At 52.4% G+C, this 24,121-nt stretch carries 26 protein-coding genes and 2 tRNA genes; 14 read left to right on the top strand and 14 right to left on the bottom strand.

Annotated features, from left to right (window positions below):
- Positions 1 to 48 precede the first annotated feature (48 nt).
- Positions 49 to 945 carry a LysR family transcriptional regulator gene (locus tag AC2AXP_RS09895; RefSeq protein ID WP_273872294.1) on the bottom strand — a complete coding sequence of 299 codons (897 nt, stop codon included), beginning with the start codon at positions 943 to 945 and terminating at the stop codon, positions 49 to 51.
- A 99-nt stretch (positions 946 to 1,044) separates the two neighbouring features.
- On the opposite strand from AC2AXP_RS09895, the gene AC2AXP_RS09900 reads away from it, so the two are divergent.
- The 3 genes from AC2AXP_RS09900 (at position 1,045) to AC2AXP_RS09910 (ending at position 3,394) form a co-directional block, all read left to right on the top strand.
- Positions 1,045 to 1,662 carry a glutathione S-transferase gene (locus AC2AXP_RS09900; RefSeq protein WP_198772965.1) on the top strand — a complete coding sequence of 206 codons (618 nt, stop codon included), beginning with the start codon at positions 1,045 to 1,047 and terminating at the stop codon, positions 1,660 to 1,662.
- A 5-nt stretch (positions 1,663 to 1,667) separates the two neighbouring features.
- On the top strand, positions 1,668 to 2,579 hold the full coding sequence (locus AC2AXP_RS09905; protein ID WP_198772966.1) for a PNPOx family protein: 912 nt from the start codon (positions 1,668 to 1,670) through the stop codon (positions 2,577 to 2,579).
- 119 nt (positions 2,580 to 2,698) lie between these two features.
- Positions 2,699 to 3,394, top strand: coding sequence for a class I SAM-dependent methyltransferase (locus AC2AXP_RS09910; protein ID WP_484381602.1), 696 nt, complete (start codon positions 2,699 to 2,701; stop codon positions 3,392 to 3,394).
- A 131-nt stretch (positions 3,395 to 3,525) separates the two neighbouring features.
- On the opposite strand, the gene AC2AXP_RS09915 is transcribed toward AC2AXP_RS09910, so the two are convergent.
- Positions 3,526 to 4,395 carry a hypothetical protein gene (locus tag AC2AXP_RS09915; protein WP_227745692.1) on the bottom strand — a complete coding sequence of 290 codons (870 nt, stop codon included), beginning with the start codon at positions 4,393 to 4,395 and terminating at the stop codon, positions 3,526 to 3,528.
- A gap of 651 nt (positions 4,396 to 5,046) precedes the next feature.
- Positions 5,047 to 5,136: transfer RNA gene (locus AC2AXP_RS09920), tRNA-Ser, on the bottom strand.
- Positions 5,137 to 5,228: 92 nt separating this feature from the next.
- Here AC2AXP_RS09920 and mtfA point away from each other — a divergent pair.
- The 3 genes from mtfA (at position 5,229) to AC2AXP_RS09935 (ending at position 7,616) form a co-directional block, all read left to right on the top strand.
- Positions 5,229 to 6,017: a DgsA anti-repressor MtfA gene (gene mtfA / locus AC2AXP_RS09925; RefSeq protein WP_004961206.1), complete on the top strand. Its 789-nt coding sequence runs from the start codon at positions 5,229 to 5,231 to the stop codon at positions 6,015 to 6,017.
- Between the two features lie 102 nt (positions 6,018 to 6,119).
- Positions 6,120 to 6,195: transfer RNA gene (locus AC2AXP_RS09930), tRNA-Asn, on the top strand.
- A 161-nt stretch (positions 6,196 to 6,356) separates the two neighbouring features.
- Positions 6,357 to 7,616: a tyrosine-type recombinase/integrase gene (locus tag AC2AXP_RS09935; protein ID WP_484381603.1), complete on the top strand. Its 1,260-nt coding sequence runs from the start codon at positions 6,357 to 6,359 to the stop codon at positions 7,614 to 7,616.
- Between the two features lie 517 nt (positions 7,617 to 8,133).
- Here the strand turns inward: AC2AXP_RS09935 and AC2AXP_RS09940 are convergent.
- A complete protein-coding gene (locus tag AC2AXP_RS09940; RefSeq protein WP_261429529.1) occupies positions 8,134 to 9,393 on the bottom strand; it encodes a cation:dicarboxylate symporter family transporter in 1,260 nt (419 codons plus the stop codon).
- 111 nt (positions 9,394 to 9,504) lie between these two features.
- Complete coding sequence (locus AC2AXP_RS09945) at positions 9,505 to 9,930, bottom strand: VOC family protein (protein ID WP_197665072.1); 426 nt, start codon at positions 9,928 to 9,930, stop codon at positions 9,505 to 9,507.
- Between the two features lie 202 nt (positions 9,931 to 10,132).
- On the opposite strand from AC2AXP_RS09945, the gene AC2AXP_RS09950 reads away from it, so the two are divergent.
- Positions 10,133 to 11,023, top strand: a complete 891-nt coding sequence (locus AC2AXP_RS09950) for a LysR family transcriptional regulator (RefSeq protein WP_198774009.1) — start codon at positions 10,133 to 10,135, stop codon at positions 11,021 to 11,023.
- Between the two features lie 30 nt (positions 11,024 to 11,053).
- Here the strand turns inward: AC2AXP_RS09950 and AC2AXP_RS09955 are convergent, their stop codons facing one another.
- From AC2AXP_RS09955 to AC2AXP_RS09985, 7 genes are all read right to left on the bottom strand, one after another.
- Positions 11,054 to 11,662, bottom strand: coding sequence for a flavin reductase family protein (locus AC2AXP_RS09955; RefSeq protein WP_198774008.1), 609 nt, complete (start codon positions 11,660 to 11,662; stop codon positions 11,054 to 11,056).
- A 20-nt stretch (positions 11,663 to 11,682) separates the two neighbouring features.
- Positions 11,683 to 12,123 carry an SRPBCC family protein gene (locus tag AC2AXP_RS09960; RefSeq protein ID WP_050158508.1) on the bottom strand — a complete coding sequence of 147 codons (441 nt, stop codon included), beginning with the start codon at positions 12,121 to 12,123 and terminating at the stop codon, positions 11,683 to 11,685.
- A gap of 11 nt (positions 12,124 to 12,134) precedes the next feature.
- On the bottom strand, positions 12,135 to 12,797 hold the full coding sequence (locus AC2AXP_RS09965) for a Rossmann-fold NAD(P)-binding domain-containing protein (protein WP_484381604.1): 663 nt from the start codon (positions 12,795 to 12,797) through the stop codon (positions 12,135 to 12,137).
- A 1-nt stretch (position 12,798) separates the two neighbouring features.
- Entirely contained in the window at positions 12,799 to 13,458 is a 660-nt protein-coding gene (locus AC2AXP_RS09970; protein ID WP_458968725.1) for an SDR family oxidoreductase, read from the bottom strand.
- Between the two features lie 46 nt (positions 13,459 to 13,504).
- On the bottom strand, positions 13,505 to 13,891 hold the full coding sequence (locus AC2AXP_RS09975; RefSeq protein ID WP_266061905.1) for a nuclear transport factor 2 family protein: 387 nt from the start codon (positions 13,889 to 13,891) through the stop codon (positions 13,505 to 13,507).
- Between the two features lie 67 nt (positions 13,892 to 13,958).
- Complete coding sequence (locus AC2AXP_RS09980) at positions 13,959 to 14,342, bottom strand: nuclear transport factor 2 family protein (protein WP_050158515.1); 384 nt, start codon at positions 14,340 to 14,342, stop codon at positions 13,959 to 13,961.
- A 35-nt stretch (positions 14,343 to 14,377) separates the two neighbouring features.
- Complete coding sequence (locus AC2AXP_RS09985) at positions 14,378 to 14,992, bottom strand: TVP38/TMEM64 family protein (RefSeq protein WP_484381605.1); 615 nt, start codon at positions 14,990 to 14,992, stop codon at positions 14,378 to 14,380.
- A 95-nt stretch (positions 14,993 to 15,087) separates the two neighbouring features.
- On the opposite strand from AC2AXP_RS09985, the gene AC2AXP_RS09990 reads away from it, so the two are divergent.
- From AC2AXP_RS09990 to AC2AXP_RS10005, 4 genes are all read left to right on the top strand, one after another.
- Positions 15,088 to 15,720: a TetR/AcrR family transcriptional regulator gene (locus AC2AXP_RS09990; protein ID WP_484381606.1), complete on the top strand. Its 633-nt coding sequence runs from the start codon at positions 15,088 to 15,090 to the stop codon at positions 15,718 to 15,720.
- A 64-nt stretch (positions 15,721 to 15,784) separates the two neighbouring features.
- Positions 15,785 to 16,366: a TetR/AcrR family transcriptional regulator gene (locus tag AC2AXP_RS09995; RefSeq protein WP_484381607.1), complete on the top strand. Its 582-nt coding sequence runs from the start codon at positions 15,785 to 15,787 to the stop codon at positions 16,364 to 16,366.
- A gap of 54 nt (positions 16,367 to 16,420) precedes the next feature.
- Entirely contained in the window at positions 16,421 to 17,524 is a 1,104-nt protein-coding gene (locus AC2AXP_RS10000) for an alkene reductase (protein ID WP_484381608.1), read from the top strand.
- A gap of 58 nt (positions 17,525 to 17,582) precedes the next feature.
- Positions 17,583 to 18,326, top strand: coding sequence for an SDR family oxidoreductase (locus tag AC2AXP_RS10005; protein WP_484381609.1), 744 nt, complete (start codon positions 17,583 to 17,585; stop codon positions 18,324 to 18,326).
- A 96-nt stretch (positions 18,327 to 18,422) separates the two neighbouring features.
- On the opposite strand, the gene AC2AXP_RS10010 is transcribed toward AC2AXP_RS10005, so the two are convergent.
- Positions 18,423 to 19,370: a quinone oxidoreductase family protein gene (locus AC2AXP_RS10010; RefSeq protein WP_197665083.1), complete on the bottom strand. Its 948-nt coding sequence runs from the start codon at positions 19,368 to 19,370 to the stop codon at positions 18,423 to 18,425.
- Between the two features lie 377 nt (positions 19,371 to 19,747).
- Between AC2AXP_RS10010 and AC2AXP_RS10015 the strand changes: the two genes are divergently transcribed.
- Together AC2AXP_RS10015 and AC2AXP_RS10020 are read left to right on the top strand one after the other, a co-directional pair.
- Positions 19,748 to 20,506: a hypothetical protein gene (locus tag AC2AXP_RS10015; RefSeq protein WP_076943457.1), complete on the top strand. Its 759-nt coding sequence runs from the start codon at positions 19,748 to 19,750 to the stop codon at positions 20,504 to 20,506.
- Between the two features lie 268 nt (positions 20,507 to 20,774).
- Positions 20,775 to 21,896 (top strand): hypothetical protein, encoded by a 1,122-nt coding sequence (locus AC2AXP_RS10020; RefSeq protein ID WP_484381610.1) that lies wholly within the window; start codon positions 20,775 to 20,777, stop codon positions 21,894 to 21,896.
- A gap of 212 nt (positions 21,897 to 22,108) precedes the next feature.
- Here the strand turns inward: AC2AXP_RS10020 and AC2AXP_RS10025 are convergent, their stop codons facing one another.
- On the bottom strand, positions 22,109 to 22,996 hold the full coding sequence (locus tag AC2AXP_RS10025; RefSeq protein WP_371901659.1) for a LysR substrate-binding domain-containing protein: 888 nt from the start codon (positions 22,994 to 22,996) through the stop codon (positions 22,109 to 22,111).
- A gap of 83 nt (positions 22,997 to 23,079) precedes the next feature.
- On the opposite strand from AC2AXP_RS10025, the gene AC2AXP_RS10030 reads away from it, so the two are divergent.
- Positions 23,080 to 23,973, top strand: a complete 894-nt coding sequence (locus AC2AXP_RS10030) for a DMT family transporter (RefSeq protein WP_371901521.1) — start codon at positions 23,080 to 23,082, stop codon at positions 23,971 to 23,973.
- The last annotated feature ends 148 nt before the right edge of the window (positions 23,974 to 24,121 follow it).

Here is a 24,121-nt window from a genome sequence, read left to right on the forward strand (position 1 = left end):
CTGGCAGAGCCAATTCGCGCAGCGCCAGCTATAAACGTTCTGACGCCGCTATGACGCGAGTTGCCTGAGCTGGCTAAGCTGCGCAAAAGCGAAATCCCAGAATGTGCGCACTTTTAACGGCATTTGCTGTACCTGATTCGCCACCAGTTGAACCGGCAGCGCCTGCGGTTCAAAAGATGTCAATACGCGCACCAGGCTGCCGGCGGCCAGATCGTCCGCCACCTGATACGACAATAGTCGGGCAATGCCCTGGCCGGCACGCGCCGCCAGCAACTGGCTTTCGACGTCGTTAAGCATCAAACGCGGCGTCAGGCGTACACGTTCATGGTTTTCCTGCGGGCCAAACCGCCATTCTCGCAGCGCCCCGTGCTGGGTACCGATAATGGTGTGGTGATCGGTCAACTGCGCCGGGTTCAGCGGCTCGCCACAGCGCGCCAGATAGGCCGGGCTGGCGACCGTCACGCGCCGCACCCAGCCCAGACGACGCGCTACCCGGCTGGAATCGTGCTGATGGCCAATCCGCACCGCGATGTCCAACCCTTCGTCTATCAGATCCAGATTGCGATCGTTGAGCTGCATCTCAATGTCGATTTGCGGATACTGTTCCAGAAATGCCATCACGATCGGTGCAACGAACTTACGGCCAAACTGTACCGGCGCGGTAATGCGCAACAGACCGCTCACCTGGGTTGGCGCGGTATCCAGCACCGCCTGCTGATAATCACCAAGCACGGCACGCGCCCGTTCAGCCAGACGCAAACCGGCTTCGGTCGGCGCCAGTCGCCGCGTGGTTCGCTCCACCAGCCGTGCGCCAACCCGCTGCTCCAGCGATGCAACGGCGCGGGTAACCGCAGGCGCGGAACGTCGCAGCTTGCGCGCCGCGGCCGCCAGACTGCCCTGTTGCACCACCGCCACAAAGATCGCCAATTCATCCAAACGGTCCATTGATTATTCCAGCTATTGAAATTATCAATTTCTACATTGCCGTATTTCCTTCACACAGCGCAAGAGTATTCTGAAGGCTCTCTATCTGGGAGTCTGCATATGCCAACGCTAAAACTGTACGGTACGCCGCTTTCCGGCCACGTTCACCGCGTCGCACTGCTGTTGAAGATGCTTGACGTAAACTATGAATTTATCGAAGCGCCCGCCGCGCTACGCCAGAGCGAAACCTACCGCCGGCTAAACCCCTTTGGCCAGATCCCATTGCTGGTCGACGGCGATTTTGCACTGCCGGACAGCAATGCCATCATGACATACCTGGTCAAACGCTATGCGCCGGACAGCCATTGGCTACCGGAACAGCCGCAGGCGGCGGCGCAGGTGCAGGTATGGCTGTCGCACGCCGCTGGCGAAGTACGTTACGGGCCGGCCTCCTGCCGGTTGATCAGCCAGTTTTCCGCGCCGGAAGACTATGACTCGGCGCGGTCCATCAGTCTGCGTTTTCTACCGCAGGTCGAGCAACACCTTGAACAACGCGATTTTTTAGCCACCGACCAGCCTACCATCGCCGATCTGGCCTGTTACAGCTATCTGGCGGTGGCGCCAGAAGGTGGCGTTTCGCTGGCCGACTACCCGGCCATACGCCGCTGGATCGCGCGCATTCAGGCTCTGCCCGGCTTTTTTGCCATGCCGGCGCTGCCGATACCGGCGGCGAGGTAACTAGCATGACGGCTCCGTTGTTCCACCCCGGCGAACTGCGCGCGCAGCGGTTGGCGCATGTTGACGGCGTGCGCGCCGGCATCTACCCGGCGATGCCGGCTCAGCACCGCGAATTCTACGCCGCGCTGCGCTATCTGTTTGTGGCAACGGTGGATGCGCACGGCTGGCCGCTGGCGACGCTGTTCAGCGGCCCGGCAGGATTTTTGCGCACCCCGGACGACCGCCATCTGCGCATCAGTGCGCCACGTCGCGATGACGATCCGGCGCAGGCAGCGTTGCACCCCGGTCAACCGGTCGGTGCGCTGGGGCTGGACTTCAGTAACCGGCGGCGTAACCGTGTCAACGGCACGCTCAGCCGCATGGATAAAAACCGGCTGGAAATCGAGGTGCATCAGTGTTTCGGCAACTGCCCGCAGTATATCCAGCGGCGTCAGCTGATTGCCCAGCAAAACGCCCCCCAGGCGATTGAATATCTGCCTGAACTGGACGATGCAGCGCGGCGTCTGATCCGCCAGGCGGACACCTGCTTTGTCGCCAGTTACGCCCATCTGGATCTGGCACAGGGTGGCGTTGATATTTCGCACCGCGGCGGCCTGCCTGGTTTTATCCATCTTGAGCAACAAAGCCTGTGGATACCCGACTTTCGCGGCAATCGTTATATGAATACCCTCGGCAACCTGCTGGCGGAGCCGCGTGCGGCGCTGCTGCTGCCGGATTTCGCCAACGGCGATCTGCTGCATTTACAGGGCGTGACGCAGATCGTCTGGCAGTCGCAACCGTTACCGAACATCCCCGCGGCAGAACGCTACTGGCGTTTTGAGCTACAGCGAGCCTGGCGCTTTGCCGACGCGTTGCCGTGGCGCGGCGGCGAGGTGGAATATGCGCCAACCACGCTGCAAACCCGCGCGGGGCGATAATCAACGCGACGACCGAACGTCGCCGAGCCGGCGCCATTGAGGCAATACCCGTGTCGCTGCGGGTCTGGTAGGATAGCTGCAAATATAACCGGAGTGAAACTATCAAAAGGGATTTATTGATGAGCGCGGATAGTGCAAAAAGCGCGGTGGTATATACGCCGCTAACGCTAAAACTTTATGATTGGTGGGTGCTGAGCATCTCCAACCGTTATGCCTGGCGCTGCCCGACCGACACGGTATTGTTGCCGCATTTCCAGCGTCACATGGGAATAAGGCATTTGGATATCGGCGTCGGCACCGGTTATTACCTCGCCAATACGCCGCAAGGCTCGCGGCAGATCACGCTGCTCGATCTGAATGACAATAGCCTGCACGCCGCCAGCGCACGCGTCGGCGCACAGCGTATTACCGAACGCCTGCGGCACGATATTTTCCAGCCGCTGCCCGAACGACTGCATGGCCATTTCGACTCACTGTCGCTGTTTTATCTTTTGCACTGTCTGCCGGGGAGCATGGCCGAAAAACAACGCGTTATCCACCATGCCGCCAGCGCACTGACGCCCGACGGAGTACTGTGTGGCGCCACCATCCTTGGTCATGGCGTCGAACATAATGCCTTTGGTCGCAAACTGATGGCGGTTTATAACAAAAAAGGCATCTTCGGCAATCAGGCAGATTCACGGCAACAGCTGCATGACGCCCTCGCCAGGCAATTTATGCAGGTTGAGGTGCAATTGCATGGCACCGTCGCGGTGTTCACGGCCAGACAGAAAAAGCCCTCTGACGACGGTTTGGCAAACGCGATAACCGATTAACAATGCCCGCGTTGGGACGGCAGCCATGACAATGCGCCGTAAATCCACGCCAGGATAACGGGGATTTACGGCGCGGTTTCCACCGGGCGCTATGGCCATTTACCGCATATCAGCAGCGAGAGCCGATGGTGTTATTTTTCGACCAGCTGATCTTTTGGTTCATAGCTAAAGAGCGCATCTGTCGCATGTTGCACGCTGATGCCTTGAGGGAGTTCAACTTTAACGATAGGTAAAAATTTCCCTGTTGCCTTTTTGTAGCTACGCTGGTCCTGCTGCGCGTTTATCAACCCCGCGCCATTCAGGTAAAACAGGGCTTCAACCGGGATGGCTTGCGGATTATTTTCGTCCCAGGGCTTAACGATAATTTCGTTATAATATAATCCATTTCCATGATATGGCATCGCGAGTAATGTCTGGTAAAACGCATCAGCCGGTTTTTTTGCCGTAGGTCTGACGTCAAAGGCACATACGCCCCAGGCGGTTCTTCTGACAATCGCTTTATTTAACTGATGAGCGGTAAATACGCCAAAATCCTGACATGACTGCCCTTTCTCCGGAGTCGGCGGTGAACCGCAGTAGTTTCCCTGCCTTCCCCAGGTATTGGCATCCAGGGCATAAGAGCATAATACCGAAACCTGTTCACTTTCTGCCGGCGTCATTTTTCCCGGATAAAGAATAAACCCGTTGGCACTGGCAAATGTATTGTTGAATTTGGCATCCTTACGCAAATAAGAAAATGACACCCCCTTGTTTTTTATTGATGATGGATTGAGCTTCCAGAAATCAACGCCCGGTCTGGTCCCTCGCATTAACACACCGGAACAAAGAAATGCTGGGGACTGCTCATCGCCACAGTCCTTGACCGTGCTATGGTATTGTTCAGTCAGTATATCAGCGATATCCTTTTTTACCGCTGAACTGACTTCCGATTCTGCCGCAGCAAATACATTGGCCGAAAAAACCGCCACGCCAACAAATGAAATAACGGTAGCTCGTTTCATAAAGCCTCTCTTGAGATCAAATTCGGATTGAAATTTCACCCTCATATTTCATTGTCATGAGTGTGATTTGGCCTGAACTTCAATATGAATTCTCCACCGATATTATCATGACGCAACTGTCAAAAAGGATAGTTGTCAGCCTCTGGTTATACACTAGACTGCTAAATAACGATCGTTCACCGATTAAATAATAGGTATAGATTAAGTTGAGTGATATTACTTTCACTCGCATTCTTCTTTCACCATTATTGATAACACCCACAGGCTTGTTCAGTCGCTAAAATAATCTGCAGAGGTTGAGTGGCCTTATTTATTCGCCACGAAGAAGTGGGCGCCAGGCAATTAAAAAATACCCGGCCAGGATCAACGCCGTACTTTTACGGGTAAAACAGCTTACGGGAACTTCAGGCGCCAAAAGCCAAAGGCATGACTGATGATGACGGCAACAGCACAGTTAAACAGATACTCGACGGGCATAGAAGCGAAGCACGGGTTGTTTGATACGATTGAAAAAGCAGAATTGCTCCGACGATGGCCAACCCAATGATGAAGAAATCATCAAAAAACCGTGGGTTTGTTAGTGGCCAATGCGACCTCTGTGCTAGGTGAGGAGTTGATCACAGACAGCAAGCGCTCTAAGTGATTGAATAATGGCGGAGAGAGGGGGATTTGAACCCCCGGTAGAGTTGCCCCTACTCCGGTTTTCGAGACCGGTCCGTTCAGCCGCTCCGGCATCTCTCCGTGAAGTGCTTGCTATCATGCCCCTTTTTGCGGCATTTTTACAGTGTTAGCCTCCAGCCGAATGTTCAAGTGACGAGTTTACGAGCAACCTGATGATTAAATGGCCGTGGAAAGCGAATCCCCCTCAGGCAGACACGCAGGATCGGTGGCAAGATGCGCTGGCGATCCCGCTGTTATCCCCGCTGGACCAACATGAGCAACGGCGCCTGGTGGCCGTTGCGACACAGTTAATGCAGCAAAAGCGCATCGTACCGCTGCAAGGTCTGGTGCTAACCTCACAAATGCAGGCACGCATTGCACTGCTATTTGCCTTGCCGGTATTGGAGCTGGGGGCAGAATGTCTGGACGGGTTCAATGAAATCCTGCTTTATCCTTCACCTTTCGTGGTGGAAGACGAATGGCAGGACGATATTGGCCTGGTGCATTCCGGGCCGGTGGTGCAATCCGGCCAAAGTTGGGAACAGGGGCCGATCGTCCTCAACTGGCAAGACGTGCAAGACTCGTTCGATATGTCCGGTTTCAACCTGATCGTGCATGAAGCGGTACATAAGCTGGATATGCGCAATGGCGGTATTGCAACCGGCGTGCCGCCGATCCCGCTGCGCGAGGTGGCCACCTGGGAGCACGACCTGCATGCCGCGATGGACAGCATTCAGGATGAAATCGATATGGTAGGCGAAGACGCCGCCAGCATTGATGCCTACGCTGCCAGCGATCCGGCCGAATGTTTTGCCGTGTTGTCGGAATATTTCTTCAGCGCCCCCGAACTGCTCGCCAACCGCTTCCCTGCGCTCTACCAGCATTTCTGCACGTTTTACCGCCAGGATCCGCTGGCGCGATTGCAGCGCTGGCAGGCGGCCAACGACGGCGGCAGCGACTAAAACCAGCGCTTTTGCTCAGTTGGTGAGCAGTCACGCCAAAAGCGTCATTTTAGCGTTGACACACCCTGAGCCGCTGGATATGATGCGCCCCGTTCACACGATTCCTCTGTAGTTCAGTCGGTAGAACGGCGGACTGTTAATCCGTATGTCACTGGTTCGAGTCCAGTCAGAGGAGCCAAATTTATGTTTTCATGCATCTTCACGAATCTTTATACGATTTAGATTCAACAAGTTAGTGTGAAAAGTCTTCCCGATGAATTTTCATTTCCCCCTCCGCATCGGGCAAGATTGGTGGTCTGATTTGGGGTCATTTCAGTTCGATTATGGAGTGACCACCCTATGTCTCTGAACGACACTAAAATCCGCAGCTTAAAACCATCCGCTAAACCTTTCAAAGTTTCCGATTCTCATGGCCTGTACCTTTTAGTCAATCCAGGCGGTTCACGTCTCTGGTATCTCAAATATCGTTTCAATGGTAAAGAATCCCGCCTCGGCTTAGGTGCCTATCCCGATGTTTCTCTGGCTTACGCCCGACAGCAACGTGATGGCATACGCAAGCTGCTGACGCAGAATATCAATCCATCACAGCAACGTATCGCAGAGAAAGCTGCCCGCTCACCGGAAAAAACATTTAAGCACGTTGCATTGAGCTGGCATAAAAACAACAGAACATGGTCAGAGAACCACGCCTCCCGTCTGCTTGCCAGCATGAACAATCATATATTTCCTGTGATTGGACACTTGCCAGTAGCTGAACTGAAACCTCGTCACTTTATCGACCTGCTGAAAGGCATTGAGCAAAAAGGTCTGCTGGAAGTCGCAGCACGTACCCGGCAGCATATGTGCAACATCATGCGTCATGCCGTACATCAGGGAATGATTGAGAGCAATCCGGCGTCGAATCTCGAAGGTATCATCGTAGCACCAGTTAAACGACACTACCCGGCCCTTGCCCTTGAACGACTACCCGAACTATTGAGTCGAATTGATGGCTATCGTCAGGGACGCGAATTAACCCGGCTGGCAGTATCACTCACCCTGCACCTTTTTATCCGCTCTAGCGAACTGCGTTTCGCACGTTGGTCTGAGATCGATATCAGAAACAAAATCTGGACCATTCCAGCCACACGCGAAGCTATCCCTGGTGTCCGCTATTCTGGGCGTGGTGCAAAAATGCGCACTCCACATATCGTTCCACTCTCCCGTCAGTCCATCACTATTCTTAAACAAATACGGGAAATATCCGGGCATCAGGAGCTGATTTTTCCAAGTGACCATAATCCGTATAAACCAATGTGTGAAAATACCGTCAACAAGGCGTTGCGTCTGATGGGTTATGACACGAAAAATGAAATCTGCGGCCACGGATTTCGAGCGATTGCCTGTAGTGCTCTGATGGAATCAGGACTGTGGGTGCAGGATGCCGTGGAACGTCAGATGAGCCATCAGGAACACAATAGCGTTCGAGCAGCTTACATCCATAAAGCGGAATATCTTGATGCCCGTAAAGCGATGATGCAGTGGTGGTCGGATTATCTGGATGCATGCCGGGATGCTTTTCTGCCTCCTTATGTATGGAGCGGATTGCAGAAAAGATAAATATCCTAATTAGGAATATCAGTAATTGACCAATACAATAAAAGCAGAGCTGGTCATTTAGTGTTCTGCTTTTTATATTAACATAATGTTTTAAACAGGCCTTCTCACATTGCTCAAAACAAATTAGATCGTAACGTTGACTTAGTGTTGGTGGATTCTTTGTCTTTGAGTCTGCGGATGGAAAAGATTGATGTGGTTTGTCCCCGCTGTTCAGAAACGAATAGTGGAACCTGAAACGGTCATTCCAGTACCGGTTTATCTATCAGGTGAAACTCGACCAGTACATTTCCATTTGCTCCGCCATCGGGAACGCGCTTCCCTGCGCCATGGCACTCACTGCCAGCGTCCCTTTCATTTCTCGATTCAGCCGACTTTTGCCGCGATCCAGTGAACCAAGCTCATGCAGGCCGGCGGCGCTGATATTAACAGCATCGGCAAAAAGATAACGGTCCAGTAAACACCTATATAAGCCTTCTAAATGCTGAAGGGAACAGACAACGTTCCCTTTACTGACATATCAGTGCTTGTTTAATTCGGCGTGTGCGCCGGTAACCGGCTCGGTTGCTTTTTCCCACCGGTTAATGACCAGCGGGGCCACAATATTTCCCAGCACGTTTAGCGTTGTGGTTCCGCTGTCGATAATGCGGAAAATACCAGCTATCAGAGCAACAGCATCAAGCGGAAGCCCTGCAGAGGCTAGTGTGGCAGAAAGAATGAGGATGGCAAAACCCGGTACGCCTGCGGCCCCCTTTGAGGTCAGCACCATGGTGACAACCAGGATAATCTGCTGCATCAGCGTCAGATCGATACCGTAAAGCTGCGCGACAAATATGGTTGCTACACCGAGAAATATCGATGCCCCGTCCAGATTAAAGGCATAACCAACCGGCACGACAAAACTGACGATGCGGCCCGGCACGCCGTAGCGCTCCAGCTTATACATCAGCTGAGGCATAACGGCTGCTGAAGCGGCGCTTGAAAAGGCCAGTACCAGCTCCTGACGGAAATGTTTCGCCAGTTTAAAGACGTTCTCACCGATGAGAGCACAGATACCACCCAGCACGATCAGGGCAAATAATATCAGGCCCAGATACACCGTGCCGACAAGCTTGAGGAGCGGCAGAAGCGAGGCAAAGCCGAAAGTCGAAACGGTAGCGCCAATCATGCCGAATACGCCAACCGGGGCGTAGGCCATGACGATAGCAACCACCCGAAACATGCCGTCTGACACACTCTGCAGGACGCTGAGGATCGGGGCCGTTTTCTCGCGTGGAAGGCCATTGAGCGCAAGACCAAACAGAACAGCAAAAAACAGCACCGACAGCAGTTTGCCCTCTGAGAGCGCCACGAACAGATTATCCGGAACAATGTTCTGCAGGATCACCAGCGCACCGCGTGCCGGCTCCATCTTCATGTGCCCTTCACCGTGTGCCATTCCCTGTATACTGGTTCCTTCTCCCGGTGCAATCAGGTTGGCCAGCACCAGTCCGAAAACGATTGCTATCCCGGTGACCGTAAAGAAATATCCCAGCGATTTCACACCCATCCTGCCAAAGGATTTATTATCGCCACTTCCGGTAATACCCAGGATCATGCAACAGAAGACAATTGGCACCACGACCATTTTCATCATCTTGATAAAAATATCGCCGAGCGGCTTGAGAATTTCGTGACTGACCCACTGCTGATATTCGGGATGCGTGTTGAAATACCATCCCACCACGATCCCCAGTAAAAGGCCGATAACTATCTGCCAAACCAGTGTTATTTTTTTCATGTCCAGCCCTCAGATTAAACTGGGCAACCTCTGCCAGAAAGCGGCAGAAGTCACGCGAGATACATTCGGGTGAAAAAAGAGGTGGCACGACCTGAAGCCGTGCTCAGAGTATTATTTTGCGAAAAGCTGACTGATATCTTTGAACGCCTTAAATTCCAGCGCGTTACCGCAGGGATCAAACAGGAACATCGTGGCCTGTTCCCCGACCTGCCCCTTAAAGCGGATGTAGGGCTCAATAACAAATTGGGTGCCGAACGATTTTAGCCGTTCAGCCAGCGCCTCCCATTCGTCCCACTTCAGCACAATGCCAAAATGCGGCACCGGCACGTCATGGCCGTCAACGGGATTTGAATGCACGCTTTCCTGAGACGCCGTTTTAGGATGCTCATGGATCACCAACTGGTGACCATAGAAATCAAAATCTACCCACTGCTCGCTCGAACGCCCTTCGTTCAGTCCGAACACCTCACCGTAAAAATGGCGTGTTGCCTTCAGGTCATACACAGGAATTGCCAGATGAAAGGGAGAAAGGCTCATTAATACATCCTCATAAGAAAGTCGCGGCCTTCTGGCTGCGGAAAATCTGATTGATATTGAGTAATGCAACGCGCTGAGCCAGAACGGCGTCTGGTGTGACATTAACATTACCGTCACAAAGGAGATTATAAATAATTTTCTTTGATTAAAATCAATATTTATCATTGTATAATACAAATTATATTTGTGTATTAGGTGGCTTATGATCCGTGAACTGAAGACGTTTTTGGTGGTGGCAAAAGAGGGAACCTTCGCGGCGGCGGGGAATAAAATCGGTCTCACGCAGGCTGCTGTCAGCGCCCAGATGCAGCGTCTTGAAGCGGACTTAAACTTTCCGCTGTTTGACCGCTCAGGGAGAAATGCACGCCTCAACCAGAAAGGACTGCAGCTCATCACCCAGGCGCAGGAACTGCTGACGCTGTATGACGGTCTGGGCGAGAGGCTGACCCGGGCTATTCCCGGCAAAATCGTGACGATTGGCGCCATTGCTTCCGTACAGCGCACCCTGCTTCCGGACGCGCTGACGTTGTTCAGTAAGCAGAGTTCCGGGTGTCGCACCCGCGTGATACCGGGGCTGTCGATGGATCTCATCAATCTCGTTGACGCCGGCGAAATAGACATGGCCGCCGTCCTGAAACCGCCTTTCGCCCTGCCGCAAGGCCTGCAGTGGAGCGCGCTGGCTCATGAGCCTTTTCATCTCATCGTGCCGAAAGGTGTCGCGGGCGATGATATCGCGGGGCTAATCAGAGAACAGCCATTTATTCGCTACGATCGTTCTTCCTTCGGCGGACGCCTGGTGGATCGTTTTCTGAGAGAGATGGACATAACGGTCACTGAAATCTGTGAAGTCGACGAACTGGAGGCCATCCTTAAGCTGGTCAGTAACGGTGTGGGTGTCGCCCTTTTGCCCCAGATTGCCGCCTGGCACCGCTGGCCATCATCGGTCAGGGCGCTCAGTCTGGGGCAGAAGATTTTTTATCGGGATGTGGGGCTGATTCACCGGCCGCTTGAGCGCCTTGATGATGACGTCAGGCGCATTTCTGAGCTGATTATCATGCAGGCAAGGCGGGACAGCCTGCGCAAGCCCCGTTAAATCATGTCACGGACGTTCATGCTTTTAACATCAGCCCTGCGGAGCCCCGGGGGTTGTCGCCGGCGCGCCGGCGATGTTGACCGCATCTCCGGTCGTGTAGAAGTGACCGCCAGCAATATAGTGCAGGCTGCGCCAGTCTGCCGGCAGTTGCTCAAACTGCCAGTGGCCGTCGCGGAAGACGCGGCTGTCAGCCCATGCCGCCTTTATCTCGCCAATAAACAGATCGTAGGTTTGCTGATTATGCGCCTCGGGGATAAGCTCGCAGTATAGCCACGCGGCGCATCCTGATACCAACGGCACGTCAGTGCCGGGCAGGTTAAACAGAGAAGCGCCTGACCGCGGGATCTTATCCGCTTCGCTGTGCAGGGATTGTGAGCCAAGGTGATAAACCAACTCCGCCTGAGACGCGAGCGGTACCTGGATCACAAATGACCGGCTCTGCTCGATAAGGCTGCGGGTAAAGGCCGTCTTATCCAGTACGACGGTAAGACGGGCGGGTTGGTAATCCAGCGCACACACCCAGGATGCCGCCATGACGTCTTCGATACCGTCATGACGGGCAGACACAAGGGTGACCGGGCCGTGATTTATCAGGCGGTATGCCTTTGCCAGCTCTACCGCTTTTATAAACTCATTCATCTTGCTGCTCCGCTGAAGTTTTAACGGCCTTCAATAAAGTCAGCCAGGCTCCGGTGCCCTGACATAATCAGTTCCTGGACGATGGCCGTCATCTCCGGCGCTTTCTCGCGTGCGCGCGCCTCAAAGCTGGCCTGCCAGACAATGACCGTTTCGTCCCGTCCGGTCAGGGGAATAAGGCTGACGGTCGCCACATAGTCATCAACAGGCAGCGGCGATTCGATAAAGCGGTAAGAAAAAGCCTGACGCGTTTCATCAACCATCAGCAGTTGCTCACGAAGAATGTCCCCGTTCTCCAGCACCAGCCTGCGCTTGCAGCCCGGCAGCCCGTCCGGCTGATGGTCCTCAATTTCACTGCTGCGGATCGCCGGGTGCCATTCACTGATGCGGCCAAACTGGCGGAGCGTTTGCCATACCCGGTTCGCATCAGCGGCGACGGTGGCGTTAAATTTTACGACTGACATAGCGGTGCCTTTTATTGTGTTGCGCGTTTTCCGGCCATGTCGGCCGCGCGAATGATGGAAATGCCCGGCTGCGGATTCAGCGCGGACTGTATAAGGCGGGCGGCGATTTCTGCTGCCGGGTTGAGACGCCAGCGGGGCGGTAGAAACGGTGCGAAAACCCTAAGGGCGAGTTTCAGGGCCATTTCCCCCGGGCGCACCTCTTTCCTGGCCCCCCCGATAACGCCGGGCCGGACGAAGGTCAGCGAACGGAAATTCGCCTGCAAGAGCGCCTGCTCAAGCTCTCCTTTTACGCGGTTATAAAAAAAGCGTGAATCCGGATCTGCCCCGGCAGCCGAGGTCAGGGCAAAGGTTGAGGCGCCCAGGCTCTGCGCCAGGCGGGCAAATGCCAGCGGATAGTCGTAATCAACCTGCCGGAAGGCGTCCCGGCTTCCGGCTTTGTGCATCGTGGTGCCAAGTGCGCAGATCGCCGCGTCCACCGTTCCTTCCTGCACGCAGGTGCGCAGATCCTCAAAACTGATTTGGGGATTGATAAGCGTCTTTCCGCCGGCAGCGTACGGAGGAAGTGGCTTTCGCGTGGGGGCGATAATGACACTGACGGCGGGATTGGCCAGCGCCTGGCGAAGGACATGGCCGCCCACCAGCCCGGTTGCACCCAGCAGCAACAGGCGGCTCACTTTACCGGCCCGCCATTTTCTGCAGGGCTTCCCGAACCGGAACCTCGCCGGCAGTCAGCTCGATAATGATGCGACTGACGCCAGGCTGTTCAATGATTTCAGCCAGAGTGGCCGCCACATCATCACGGGGAACATCCCCATAAGGAATAGCGAGGCCCGCATGGACAAGGCCCGTGCCGGGCTCGTCCCGCAGCGTGCCAGGTCGTAATATCACCCAGTCGAGAGCGCTTTGCGCCAGCGCCACGTCGGCCATTTTTTTGACGCGCATATAGTTCTCGAACGTGTCAGACACCGACTGACCCCGTGCGGCCTCCGGGAATGCGGAAACCAGCAGAAAGCGCGACACCCGGGCCTTCAGGGCAGCGGCAACGGCGGTTTTCAGCCCCTCGCCATCTACCGCATTGGTCATTTCCTGGCCGCCCTTGCCGCCGGCGCCGGCCGTAAATACCACCACCTCACTGCCTGTCAGGTATGCAGCCAGCGCATCCTCATCCAGCTCGGTCAGGCTTCCTCTGACCGGCTCAGCCCCCTGCTGACGTAATAACGTTTCCTGCTCTGGTTTGCGGCACAGCGCCCGGACATCATGTCCGTTATCCGAAAGGATTCTGCTCAGGCGCCTGCCTATCTGGCCTGCGCCACCAATAATGAAAACACGGGTCATTAGGTTCTCCTTGCCCTGTCATGAGGCGGCGGTAATCGCCGCGTTATCAACCTTCAAACTGATGGTACACTTTGGCGATCACCTGCCAGCGTCCGTCAATCTTAATCAGTGTCAGATAATCGTTATAGTCCGCACCTATAGCGTCATTTTCCATATCAACCCGCACTACTGCGGTCGTCGGCGTGATAGCCAGCACATCGAGGCGGGTTACGATATCCGGCGCGCTGCCGTTCTCGCGAACAAAGGCGTACAGGTTCTCCACCGGCCCGCCCAGCAGCCTGCCGTTGGTAAAGCCGTACATCACCGCATCGTTATGAAAGGCTTGCGCCACCGTTTCAGCTTCACCGGTGCGCAGTCCATCAACGTATCTCTCAGCCGTTTCCGTGACAGCCCGGTAATCGGCAGTGGGTACCGCTTTGATATTTTTACTCATCTTACTTTTCTCTTTTTGGCAGCATGCAGGAACTGCACGCTGCATCAGTCAACGGGCCGGGCCGTTATCAGGGTGCGACGTGGGTGTGGTAAATCTTGCTGACCACGGTCCAGCGACCGTTCACCTTCAGAAGATTGAAAAAGTCGGTGAAGCGAAAGCCCGAAATGTCGTCAGTGTCGATGCGGGCACTGGCCGCCGTACCCACGATATCTACACGCACAATGGCCGCTTTGGCTTCGGGTGAAGGACGGAAGGCGGTATCGATGGTGTCAAACAGCCCCTGAATCGGACCTCCGCTGAGATGGCCGTTCCCGTCAACGCCGAAAATAGTCGCCTTATCGCTAAAGGCGGGCTTCATCAGTTCGCTCTTCGCCTGCTTACCGCCTTCATTGTACTGATTAAGCACGTCCACGATGGCGTTATAGTCCTGCACGTAGGTTGTGTCGCTCATGTTTATGTCTCCGTTTTAATAAACCGGGTATCCGTTCAGATACCCATTTTTCGTCTGATGCACCGTTGCAGCAGATAAAGCAATACCAGGCCCAGCGCGGCGACCGCCGCACCGGTTAACACACCGGTGTTCTGCATCATTTCCAGGGGTGAAAAATCCCCCCGCGCAAGCCCCCCCACGTCTGATACGGTGGCACCCGCACTGGCGTAGATAAAGGTTCCCGGAATAAGGCCGGGCATCGTGGCAGCCAGATATTTTTTAAAATGCATGCCGCTCGCCCCCAGCCCGTAGTTCAGGGGCGCAAACGGCACCACTGAGCTCAGACGGAGCAGCAGAACAAGCACAATGCCATTGTGCTGCGCCAGAGAAAGCACCCTGCTCAGGTTGGTGCTCCTGACGGCCACCTTCGCAACATGCGGAAAGAGGCGGCTCCTGGCCAGCCCGAAAGCCAGCAATGAAGAGGTGATACCGGCCAGCAGGGCTATCAGCGTTCCGCCCGTGGCACCAAACAGCCATCCCGACAGTGCAGTCAGTAATGAGGCCGGGAAAAACAGTAGCGTGGCCGCGACAAAAACGGCGAAAAACAGCACCGTCCCCACCCCGCCGACAGCCTGAAGATAGAGACTCAGAGATGAGATAAGGTTCGCCATCAATTTCCTGCATTTTGTAGTGATCGCTATGTAATGTTATTATTGTATAGTGATCACTACGTAAACTGTCAAGCGAATCATTGAGACCTCCCTGCATGAAAAATCGTGATTTACCCGAAGCCGTGGAAAAACCTAAAGGCAGGCCGCGCAGCTTTGACCGTGACAAGGCGCTGCTCAAGGCTCTGGATCTGTTCTGGCGTAAAGGCTTTGAGCCGGCGTCGGTTGCCGAACTCTGTGCCGCGATGGAAATCAATCCGCCCAGCCTGTATGCAGCCTTCGGCAATAAGGCAAAACTGTTCCTTGAGGCGGTAAATTACTACGAGCGGGTATACTGGAAAGCGACCTGGGAGCGGCTCGAACAGACGCCGGACATCACTCAGGCCATTGATCAGTTCTTCAGCGAAGCGGCAGAGATACTGCTCTCACCCTCAGCACCCTGTGGCTGCATGGTGGTACTTGCGGCGATTAATGTCTCAGCGGACTCGACCGATGTCATCAGGGCGGTCAGCGTTCTCCGGCAGGAGGGGAAAGACCTGTTTGAAAAACGGCTGGGCAGAGCGGTGCGGGAAAATCAGCTGCCTGCGGGAACAAATACCGCTGCCCTGGCTACCGTTCTGAATACGTTGCTTGAAGGGATGTCAATTGAAGCGAAAGACGGCGCCACGCCCGAAAGCCTGAAGCTGACCGGACAGCACGCCATCAGGCTGCTGCCGCCGCTGAATGCCTGAACGCACGAAATGCCACACAACATGACTAGACGACCGGTCAGTTTTTTACTAGAGTACCCGGACTATGAAAAAACACGCGACAGACATACGCCAGCACATCATTGATGTGGCGAGGGCAATTATTACGCACAAAGGTTACAGCGCCGTCGGAATTGCTGAGATTGTCCAGGCCGCCGGCATCCCTAAAGGCTCGTTTTATTATTACTTTAAGTCTAAAGAAGATTTTGCCGAAGCGCTGCTGGAGCACTATTTCAGCCACTATCTGGGTGAGGTAGACATTCAGCTTAATGGCCGCGGGCCAGCCCGTGAGCGTTTGCTGCGCTACTTCACTTTCTGGAAAACGACCCAGGGCGCAGACCTGCCCGAAAGTAAATGCCTCGTGGTCAAGCTGGGCGCAGAAGTCTGCGATCAGTACGACAGCATGCGACACGTTCTGGCAAAAGGGACGCACGATATCGTGCAGAAAATTGCTCAGTGTATCCGTGAGGGCCAGGAAGACCGCTCTCTTCCGGCGGTTGCGGATGCCGGGGAACTCGCCGAAGAACTCTATCAGCTCTGGCTTGGTGCTTCCCTGATGGCAAAAATTCATGATCCTGATAAAGCGTTTGATAAAGCGTTGAACGCCACTCTGCGGCTGCTCGGGTAGCCGTATTTTTTTTACCTTAAAACTAGACGACCGGTCAACTATTATGGAGTTTATATGACTGACAACAGTACCCGTACCGATTTATTTTCACCCGTTACGATGGGGACGCTTCAGCTGGCTAACCGCATCGTGATGGCCCCGGTGACCCGCAGCCGTTACGGTGAGGACGGCGTGCCTGATGAACTGCATGCGACCTATTACGCACAGCGCGCCGGCGCGGGCCTGATTATTTCAGAAGCCACCAACATCTCAGCGCAGGGCCGCGGCTATGCGGCCACCCCGGGGATCTGGAGCGAAGAGCAGGTGACTGGCTGGAAAAAGGTGACTGACGCCGTCCACGCTGAGGGCGGGAAAATCGTCTGCCAGCTCTGGCACGTGGGCCGTTTTTCAAGCGTTGAGCTGCAGCCCAACGGAGAACGCCCGGTGGCACCTTCCGCAATCAAAGCAGAGGGGCAGACCTATACCGTCAACGGTTTCGTGCCGGTTTCCACCCCGCGTGCGCTCGAAACAGAGGAAATCCCCGGCATCATTGAGCAGTACAAACGTGCGGCAGAAAACGCCCTGCGTGCCGGCTTTGATGGCGTAGAAGTGCACTCAGCCAACAGCTACCTGCTCGATCAGTTCCTGCGTGACTCCACCAATCACCGCACTGACGCCTATGGCGGCTCAATTGAAAACCGGGCTCGCCTCACGCTTGAAGTGACAGAAGCCATCGTCGGCATCTGGGGCAATGACAGAGTGGGCATTCGCCTCTCGCCGGTGACCCCTGATGCGGGTAATACCCCGCCGGACAGCAACGTCATGGCGATGTACGGTTACCTCATTCAGCAACTGAACCGGTTTAACCTGGCGTACCTGCACTTTGTTGAGGGGGCGACAGCCACTTCCCGCGACGTGCCTGCCGACGTGGATATGGATGCGCTGAGCGCGCAGTTCGACGGGCCGTTTATCGGCAACAACAACTATGACCTTGAGATGGCCATCAGCCGCCGGAACGCAGGAATTATTGATGCCGTTGCCTTTGGTCGCCTGTTTATTTCCAACCCGGACCTGGTGAAACGTCTGCGTTACGGTGCCGAACTGACGATTGCGCCGAAAGAGGCGTATTACGGCGGCGGGGCTAAAGGCTACACCGACTGGCCGGAAGGCCATTACTGATATACCAAACCGGCGGGGATCCCCCCGCCTCCTGTACCTGATAAAGAAGGACAATAAAATGAATCACCTGCAGAAAAAAACGGCTGTCATTACCGGCGCGTCATCGGGCATTGGCGCAGCAACCGCGCTGGAACTTGCACGGCACGGCGTGAATATCGTGGCGGCCGCGCTGGATCAGGACGGCCTCGACAGGTTAGTGAAGAGCATCAAAGCAGAAGGCGGTGAGGCAGTTGGCCTGGTGACCGACGTGACTCGTCTGGAAGACACACAAGCGCTGGCAAAATACGCCACTGAGACCTTCGGTTCGGTCGATATCCTGATCAACAATGCCGGCCTGATGCTCTTCTCCAGCTGGAGCGATGTGGTGTGGGAAGACTGGAACAAAATGGTGGACGTCAACATTAAGGGTTACCTGAACGCCATTGCGGCCGTGCTTCCGGGAATGCTGGAGAAAAAAGACGGACAAATCCTGAACATGGCGTCCGTGGCGGGCCATCAGGTTGATGCAGGCGCGGGCGTTTACAGCGCGACCAAGTTTTTTGTGCATGCGATGACCGAGTCGATGCGCAAAGATTTAGGCGTGAATAAAGGTATTCGCGTGAACACCATCAGCCCGGGTGTCATTAATACAGGCTGGGCGGATAAGGTAAGCGATCCTGAAGGCCGCAAGATCGCTCAGGAACTGACTAAAATTGCTATCAGCCCGCAGGATGTGGCCAGTGCTGTGGTGTATGCGCTTAATCAGCCGCAAAACGTGACGGTCAATGACCTGATTATTTCGCCAACCCGACAGAACTGGTAATAAGGCGATGGCAGCCTGGGAGGCTGCCATCGGGTTTTAACGATTTTTCACCTGCACGTTAACAGGAAAAACATGTCTCTTTCCTGCCCTGAAACGTCAGGGGATCAGCACTACCCTCTCCTCCCCCGTATCCTCATTCCAAATCTGGCTGACATCTGAGAGTGCGCAGGTTCTTACCGGCGTATCGAATCCCCCTTCCGGGATCGCAGCCAGCAGCTGACCTGCCCCGGCTATCAGCTCATGAACGGAAAGGCTGCCGATGCCGCTTCCCAAAATTTCAAGACCTGAGCTGCGAAGCGAGGCGGCAGAGACGTTGATAGTTTCCCCGGCCACAGAACCCAGCTGCACGAACCGCTGGCGTGGCTCTCCAAGCCGTGAACCGCGATCCGCCGTGGCCTGTCTGATAATCCGGCCTGCCGACTCTCCCCAGAGATAATCCAGAACAACGTCAACCGGCCCTGAAAAAGCCTGCTTCAGCGCCTCGTCTGCAGAATCATCCAGCACGATTTTTTCAACATCCGACGGCAACTGTGCCAGCTTCTCCCGGTTGCGTCCGGTGGCGATGATCCTGCCCGCACCAAGCCAGGCTGCTATCTGCACGGCCAGTCCGCCTGCAGATCCGGTAGCGCCGTTGATGAGTACCGATTCACCGCGTGTAAATTTCGCCCTCTGCATCAGCGCGACCCAGGAGGAAAGCCCCGCCGTCACGACCGCCGCTGCCCGTGCATCACCGACACTCTCCGGTACAGGCACGGTTAAATCAGCCGACACCAGAACCTGTGCGGCCATTGAGCCAAACGGGGGTTTGGGAAACAGGAAGTAGACCCGTTTGCCGTCCGGAGTCATCCCCACACCGTCAATACCCGGCACGAAATTTACGTCACGGGTGCCCGAATAATGTCTCCCGGCGGCGAGGCTTTTCACAATAGGACTCAGCGGGGCTGCCAGCACGCGCAGCACCCGTTCGCCTTCACCGGCTACCGGTTCAGGAAAGTCGCCATACGAGGGGGGAACATCAAAAAGTGAAACAACGGCAGCACGCATAGGGACTCCTTAGGTGATCGATTTACGCTGAGGAAGCGTTTGACCCGTGTGGCGAAGGCGGCTGAGCTTAAAGCCGTCGCGTATGTTTAATCCGATCAACGTCAGATTTACTGCGCCGGCGACGAGCCGCTTTCAGTAAAACCTTGGGCAGTTATGAGCGAGGAGCGGACTGTGATTGAACGTCTTCTAGACTAGTACGCCGTTAAAAATCAGATCCGCGGCTTCGAACCATTACATTTCACGGATCCATCTCGCCATAAAGAGTCTATCCATATGATTTCAATAGATATATATTGATTGTTGATTTTTTATTTTAATCATGCAAGTCTAGTCTATTGATTGACAGTGTATGGTTTTTTAGTATTTAGGAATGGTCAATGCTTACAGAAAAGCAATTATTTGAACTTATTAAGGCATTGCAGTCGTCCAATTTCTCGACAGCAGAAATTATTTGTTTAAGTCTCGCCGTCATTGTCGCAGCATTAATTATGAGTTTTCTGGTTTCTATTGTTACTGAAAAGGCTAAAATCTCAGCAACTAATTCCAACTATGAAACACTGCGGGAACAGTTATCTATAAACACCACTACTATTAAAGACATAGAGAAAAAGATAACTTCCGAATTATGGATTTCTCAGCAGGTCTGGCAAAAAAAATATGATATGTATGAATTTGTCTATGCACAATTACTCGCGATTAAAAAATGGGCAGATAATGAGTTTAATATAATTGAGCTTCATATGACTCCTGGGTGGATAGAAAATAGTTACCAGCCATATTTTAATGAGGCGCAAGAAAAGCAATTTTATAAAGAAATCCAACAGGCTCAAGATGATATTGATAAGGCATTGAATGATAAGGATATTCAGAGTAAAAACAGAGAGCTACAACAAAAACTAAGCATGGCAATGACATCGCTAACTGAAATTTTAATAACTAAAGCAATTCTTTTGAATGATGATGTAACTGTAATCTTAGAGAGATTAATTGAAAATATTGGTTTTGATCCTTCCCCATTGGATTATGAAGAGCCAGATGATTATGGCATTAGAATAAAATTAGCTATTGATACGGCCTTGAAAGAAATAAGAGCGACAGCAATCTCTGATCTAGAAATTAAGCATCAGGACTGTTAGCAGCCCGTCAGGGTCAGGTAATGGAGGTTTAAATCCTCTCGTACAGGAATAAATTCATATAAGTAATAGTATTATAGATTATATATATGCCAGGATGTTGCACAGGGAGAGCATGAGGAATAACAGCCCCATTTATCGTGTTTTCTCTTGGTAAAGCTCATTTGTAACTGCTAATATGGAGTTTATAGAACTACAGGCTTTGACCGTTACATGGTGCTGCTGAAAGGTAAGAAAAATAATAAGCTTTGTTAAATCACCGAGAAAATATATGAGCGAAATTAACATTCCAATTTTGATCGCGAATTTCAAACCATTCAGGCTAATATCTCGTGATGATTCTGATGTATGGAGTCCTAGCTTAGAGGAGATAAATAACTCCACATATGACTATGTGAAACTTCACAGAACAAGTAGGTTCTTTAATGCACATTTACCTAAACCAATGCCAGCATGTTTTGGATTCGATGGGAGCTTAATATTTCCATTTATTAAAGAATTTAAAAATGATAATTTAGTTGTTGAAGAGGTTAATAGAATTCTAGCCTCTATATTTATCGGTGGGGTTTATGTCGAATCAATCGTGCCTTTAGATGTGTCAAGGGGAATAATGAATATTACAGGTTACTACCGTCATTCTTCCACTCACAGCAGTAATTCTAATTTCCATCGTGCAATTGGAGAGTGTGATGCAGGCTCATTGGCTTCTATCAGATTGCTCGAACCTGAGATTATAAATGCTGATAAGATCATATCAGCATATAACTATGGACATAAGGTTTTGTCTAAACTACCAACGTTATCTCCCTCGCTATTTATAGGTGCATTTACATATTATAAACAACATCAATTGTGCGAGGCATTAGCGCACGCTTGGATTAGCATAGAGCAAATATTAGAGTTTATTTGGAAAGAAACAATAGTCGAGGATGCAAAGTCTGTTAATATTCATAAGAGACGAAAATTTATTGAGTCACAACAATGGAATTCAGCCCATAAAATTGAAATGCTTTTTCAAAACAAATTTTTATGTGAGGAGAGTTATTCATTTTTAAGTAAGGCGCGGTTTGCCAGGAATGACTTTATCCATAAGGGATTAACGCCCTCATATGAAGAATCTCACTCGGCGTTAATGTCGCTAATTTTACTTGTGGAAGTTGCTTCAAAAATAAATGAAGTTGATTTTGATCGGGCTAACTTAGATAAGAATCTGTCAGATAATACAAAACATTGCATTCCTCAAACTTTTACTCCTAAAAAAAATGAAAAAAATACTCTTAATGTAAAATATTGGCGAGAAATGAAAAAGATTCCAGGCGATAAAGGCTGGGAAGGAGAGTTTGAATCATACCCAGATATTACTTTATCAGCGATTGGTGCAAGTGAAGATTAAAGAGTTATATATTCCGACAGAAACGTCCGCTTCTGGCACAAACCAGACCTACTGACGGACAGGTGATTATTTCCCTGAACCAGCTGTCAGCAGGTAATCTCTTTTACCCCCGGGGAGAGGGCTTTACGGGGCCTTATCTTGCTGCTGACACTTAGGGGGATATTCTTCAGTTATTTCAGCGAAACCAGGGAACTTAACAACCGTAGCTTGTATCAACGGCAGTCCGTTAAGGAACGATAGAGAAAGTTGTACAGACAATCTGTTGCAGAACCACTTTCTCCTGACTTCCGTAAGATACTCACTTCCAGATCGTTCAGTGGAGGCAGACCTTCATTGACGCCAATAATGCACAGGGATGGCGGTACACTGCACTTAGCCAGACCGGCCACTGCAAGCCCCGCCTGAACAACAGCTACAAGACCAAGCAAGCTGGCACTCGAATAAGCATTCCGGTATGTATAGCCGTTTTCAGATAGAGCACGAATGACATTGGTACGTGCAGCACTCCCGGGAGCAAATAGTGCTACCGGGACAGGATCACTTTTCCAGGCGACATGTGTTGGTGATGCAACCCAGACAAAAGGCTCTTTTCGTATCACTTCAACCGGTTGCTCCTCCACCCGGGTAACAATGGCCAGGTCAATTTTTCCATCCGCAATAGCTTTTGTAAGGGAAAGAGAGGGCTCACATATCAGTTCTACTGTCACCAGGGGATGTTCCGCCGAGAATTGTTCAAGCGCCGGAGGTAATAAAAAAGCGGCATAGTCATCAGGTACCCCCAGGCGAACACAGCCAGTTTCTTCTGGGCGTGTCACACTTGTCCAGGCCTCATCTGACAGTTTTAAAATTTGCCTGGCATGAACCAAGAAATCAGCACCAACGGAGTTGAGGGCAACAGCCTTTGTCCCTCGATGTAAAAGGCGCTTACCGATGGACTGCTCAAGACGTTTGATCTGCATACTCACAGCAGACTGGCTTCTCCCGATACGTTCGCCCGCACGGGAAAAACTGCCCGTTTCGACAACAGCAACAAAGGCACGCAGCAAATCAATATCTAAAAGGTTAGCCATAGTGCTATTAACATAACAAATAGAAGCCATCAAATCTATTCACTGGCTTAATTTAACCACAAAAAATATAGTTGCTTCATTGTTCATTTTAGAGCCTGGGAAGGGATAGAAAAATGTCTGACAAACAGCTACCTGCGGTTAAACTTGCTGTCGGAATGGCGATGTTAGGAACGGTTGGTGCTTTTGCCGTGGAGTCCGGACTTTCGCCAGTATCGGTAGTGTTCTGGCGCTGCGTTTTTGGCACTCTCTTTCTTGGTTTATGGTGCATCATCAGGGGTTACCTGCCGGACAGGTCTCTTTCCCTTAAACGTCTTACTTATGCCTCACTCGCAGGGCTCTGTATGGTGCTTAGCTGGATAGCTTTTTTTGCCGGATTCACACTTACCTCAATAGCCACAACAACTATTGTCTACCACATACAACCTTTCTTTGTTGTACTGATTAGCGCGGTGTTTCTTAGGGAGCAGATCTCACTTAACCAGGTCCTATGGATAGCAGGAGCATTTACAGGTGTCATTTTGGCTAGTGGGCTTATCGCTCCCTTCAGTGTCATTAATATTCGCTGGGTTCTGGGAGTCGCGCTTACTCTGGTTGCCGCCTTGCTGTACGCGATATCAACAGTAGTGGGGAAAGGACTGGGACAGCAACGGCCCGAAATTACCACATTATGCCAGACGATAGTTGGAATTATTCTGCTAGCCCCTTTTACCGATTCGTTTCGTTCAGTTCCTCCTGAGTCGTGGGGGTGGTTAATTGGCATAGGTATACTGCACACCGGTGTCGCCTACGTCCTGATGTACTCGGCTTATCCAAAGTTAACCACCCCGGTAATTGGAGTGCTGACTTTTATCTACCCACTGGTTGCTATCATTGTAGACTGGGTGTTTTATGGCCATCAACCTGGGGTCATTCAGATGACAGGAATGATACTGATCGCACTATGCACACTTGGTGTAAAACTGGGCTGGTCTTTCCCAGTAGGGCTAAAACGGAAGATAAGTTTATAAGGCCATAGCGACAGATAATCTTCACAGGTTCAGCGTCCGCTCTTGGCACAGAGCGGACATTTCAGCTTTGCCCTACCCCTGACATCTGAACTTAGCCTTGATACCAGAACCCAGTAATTAGCCCAGCGCACTCATACTGGTCAAACGC

Source organism: Serratia sp. Sp408 (genome assembly GCF_057180665.1).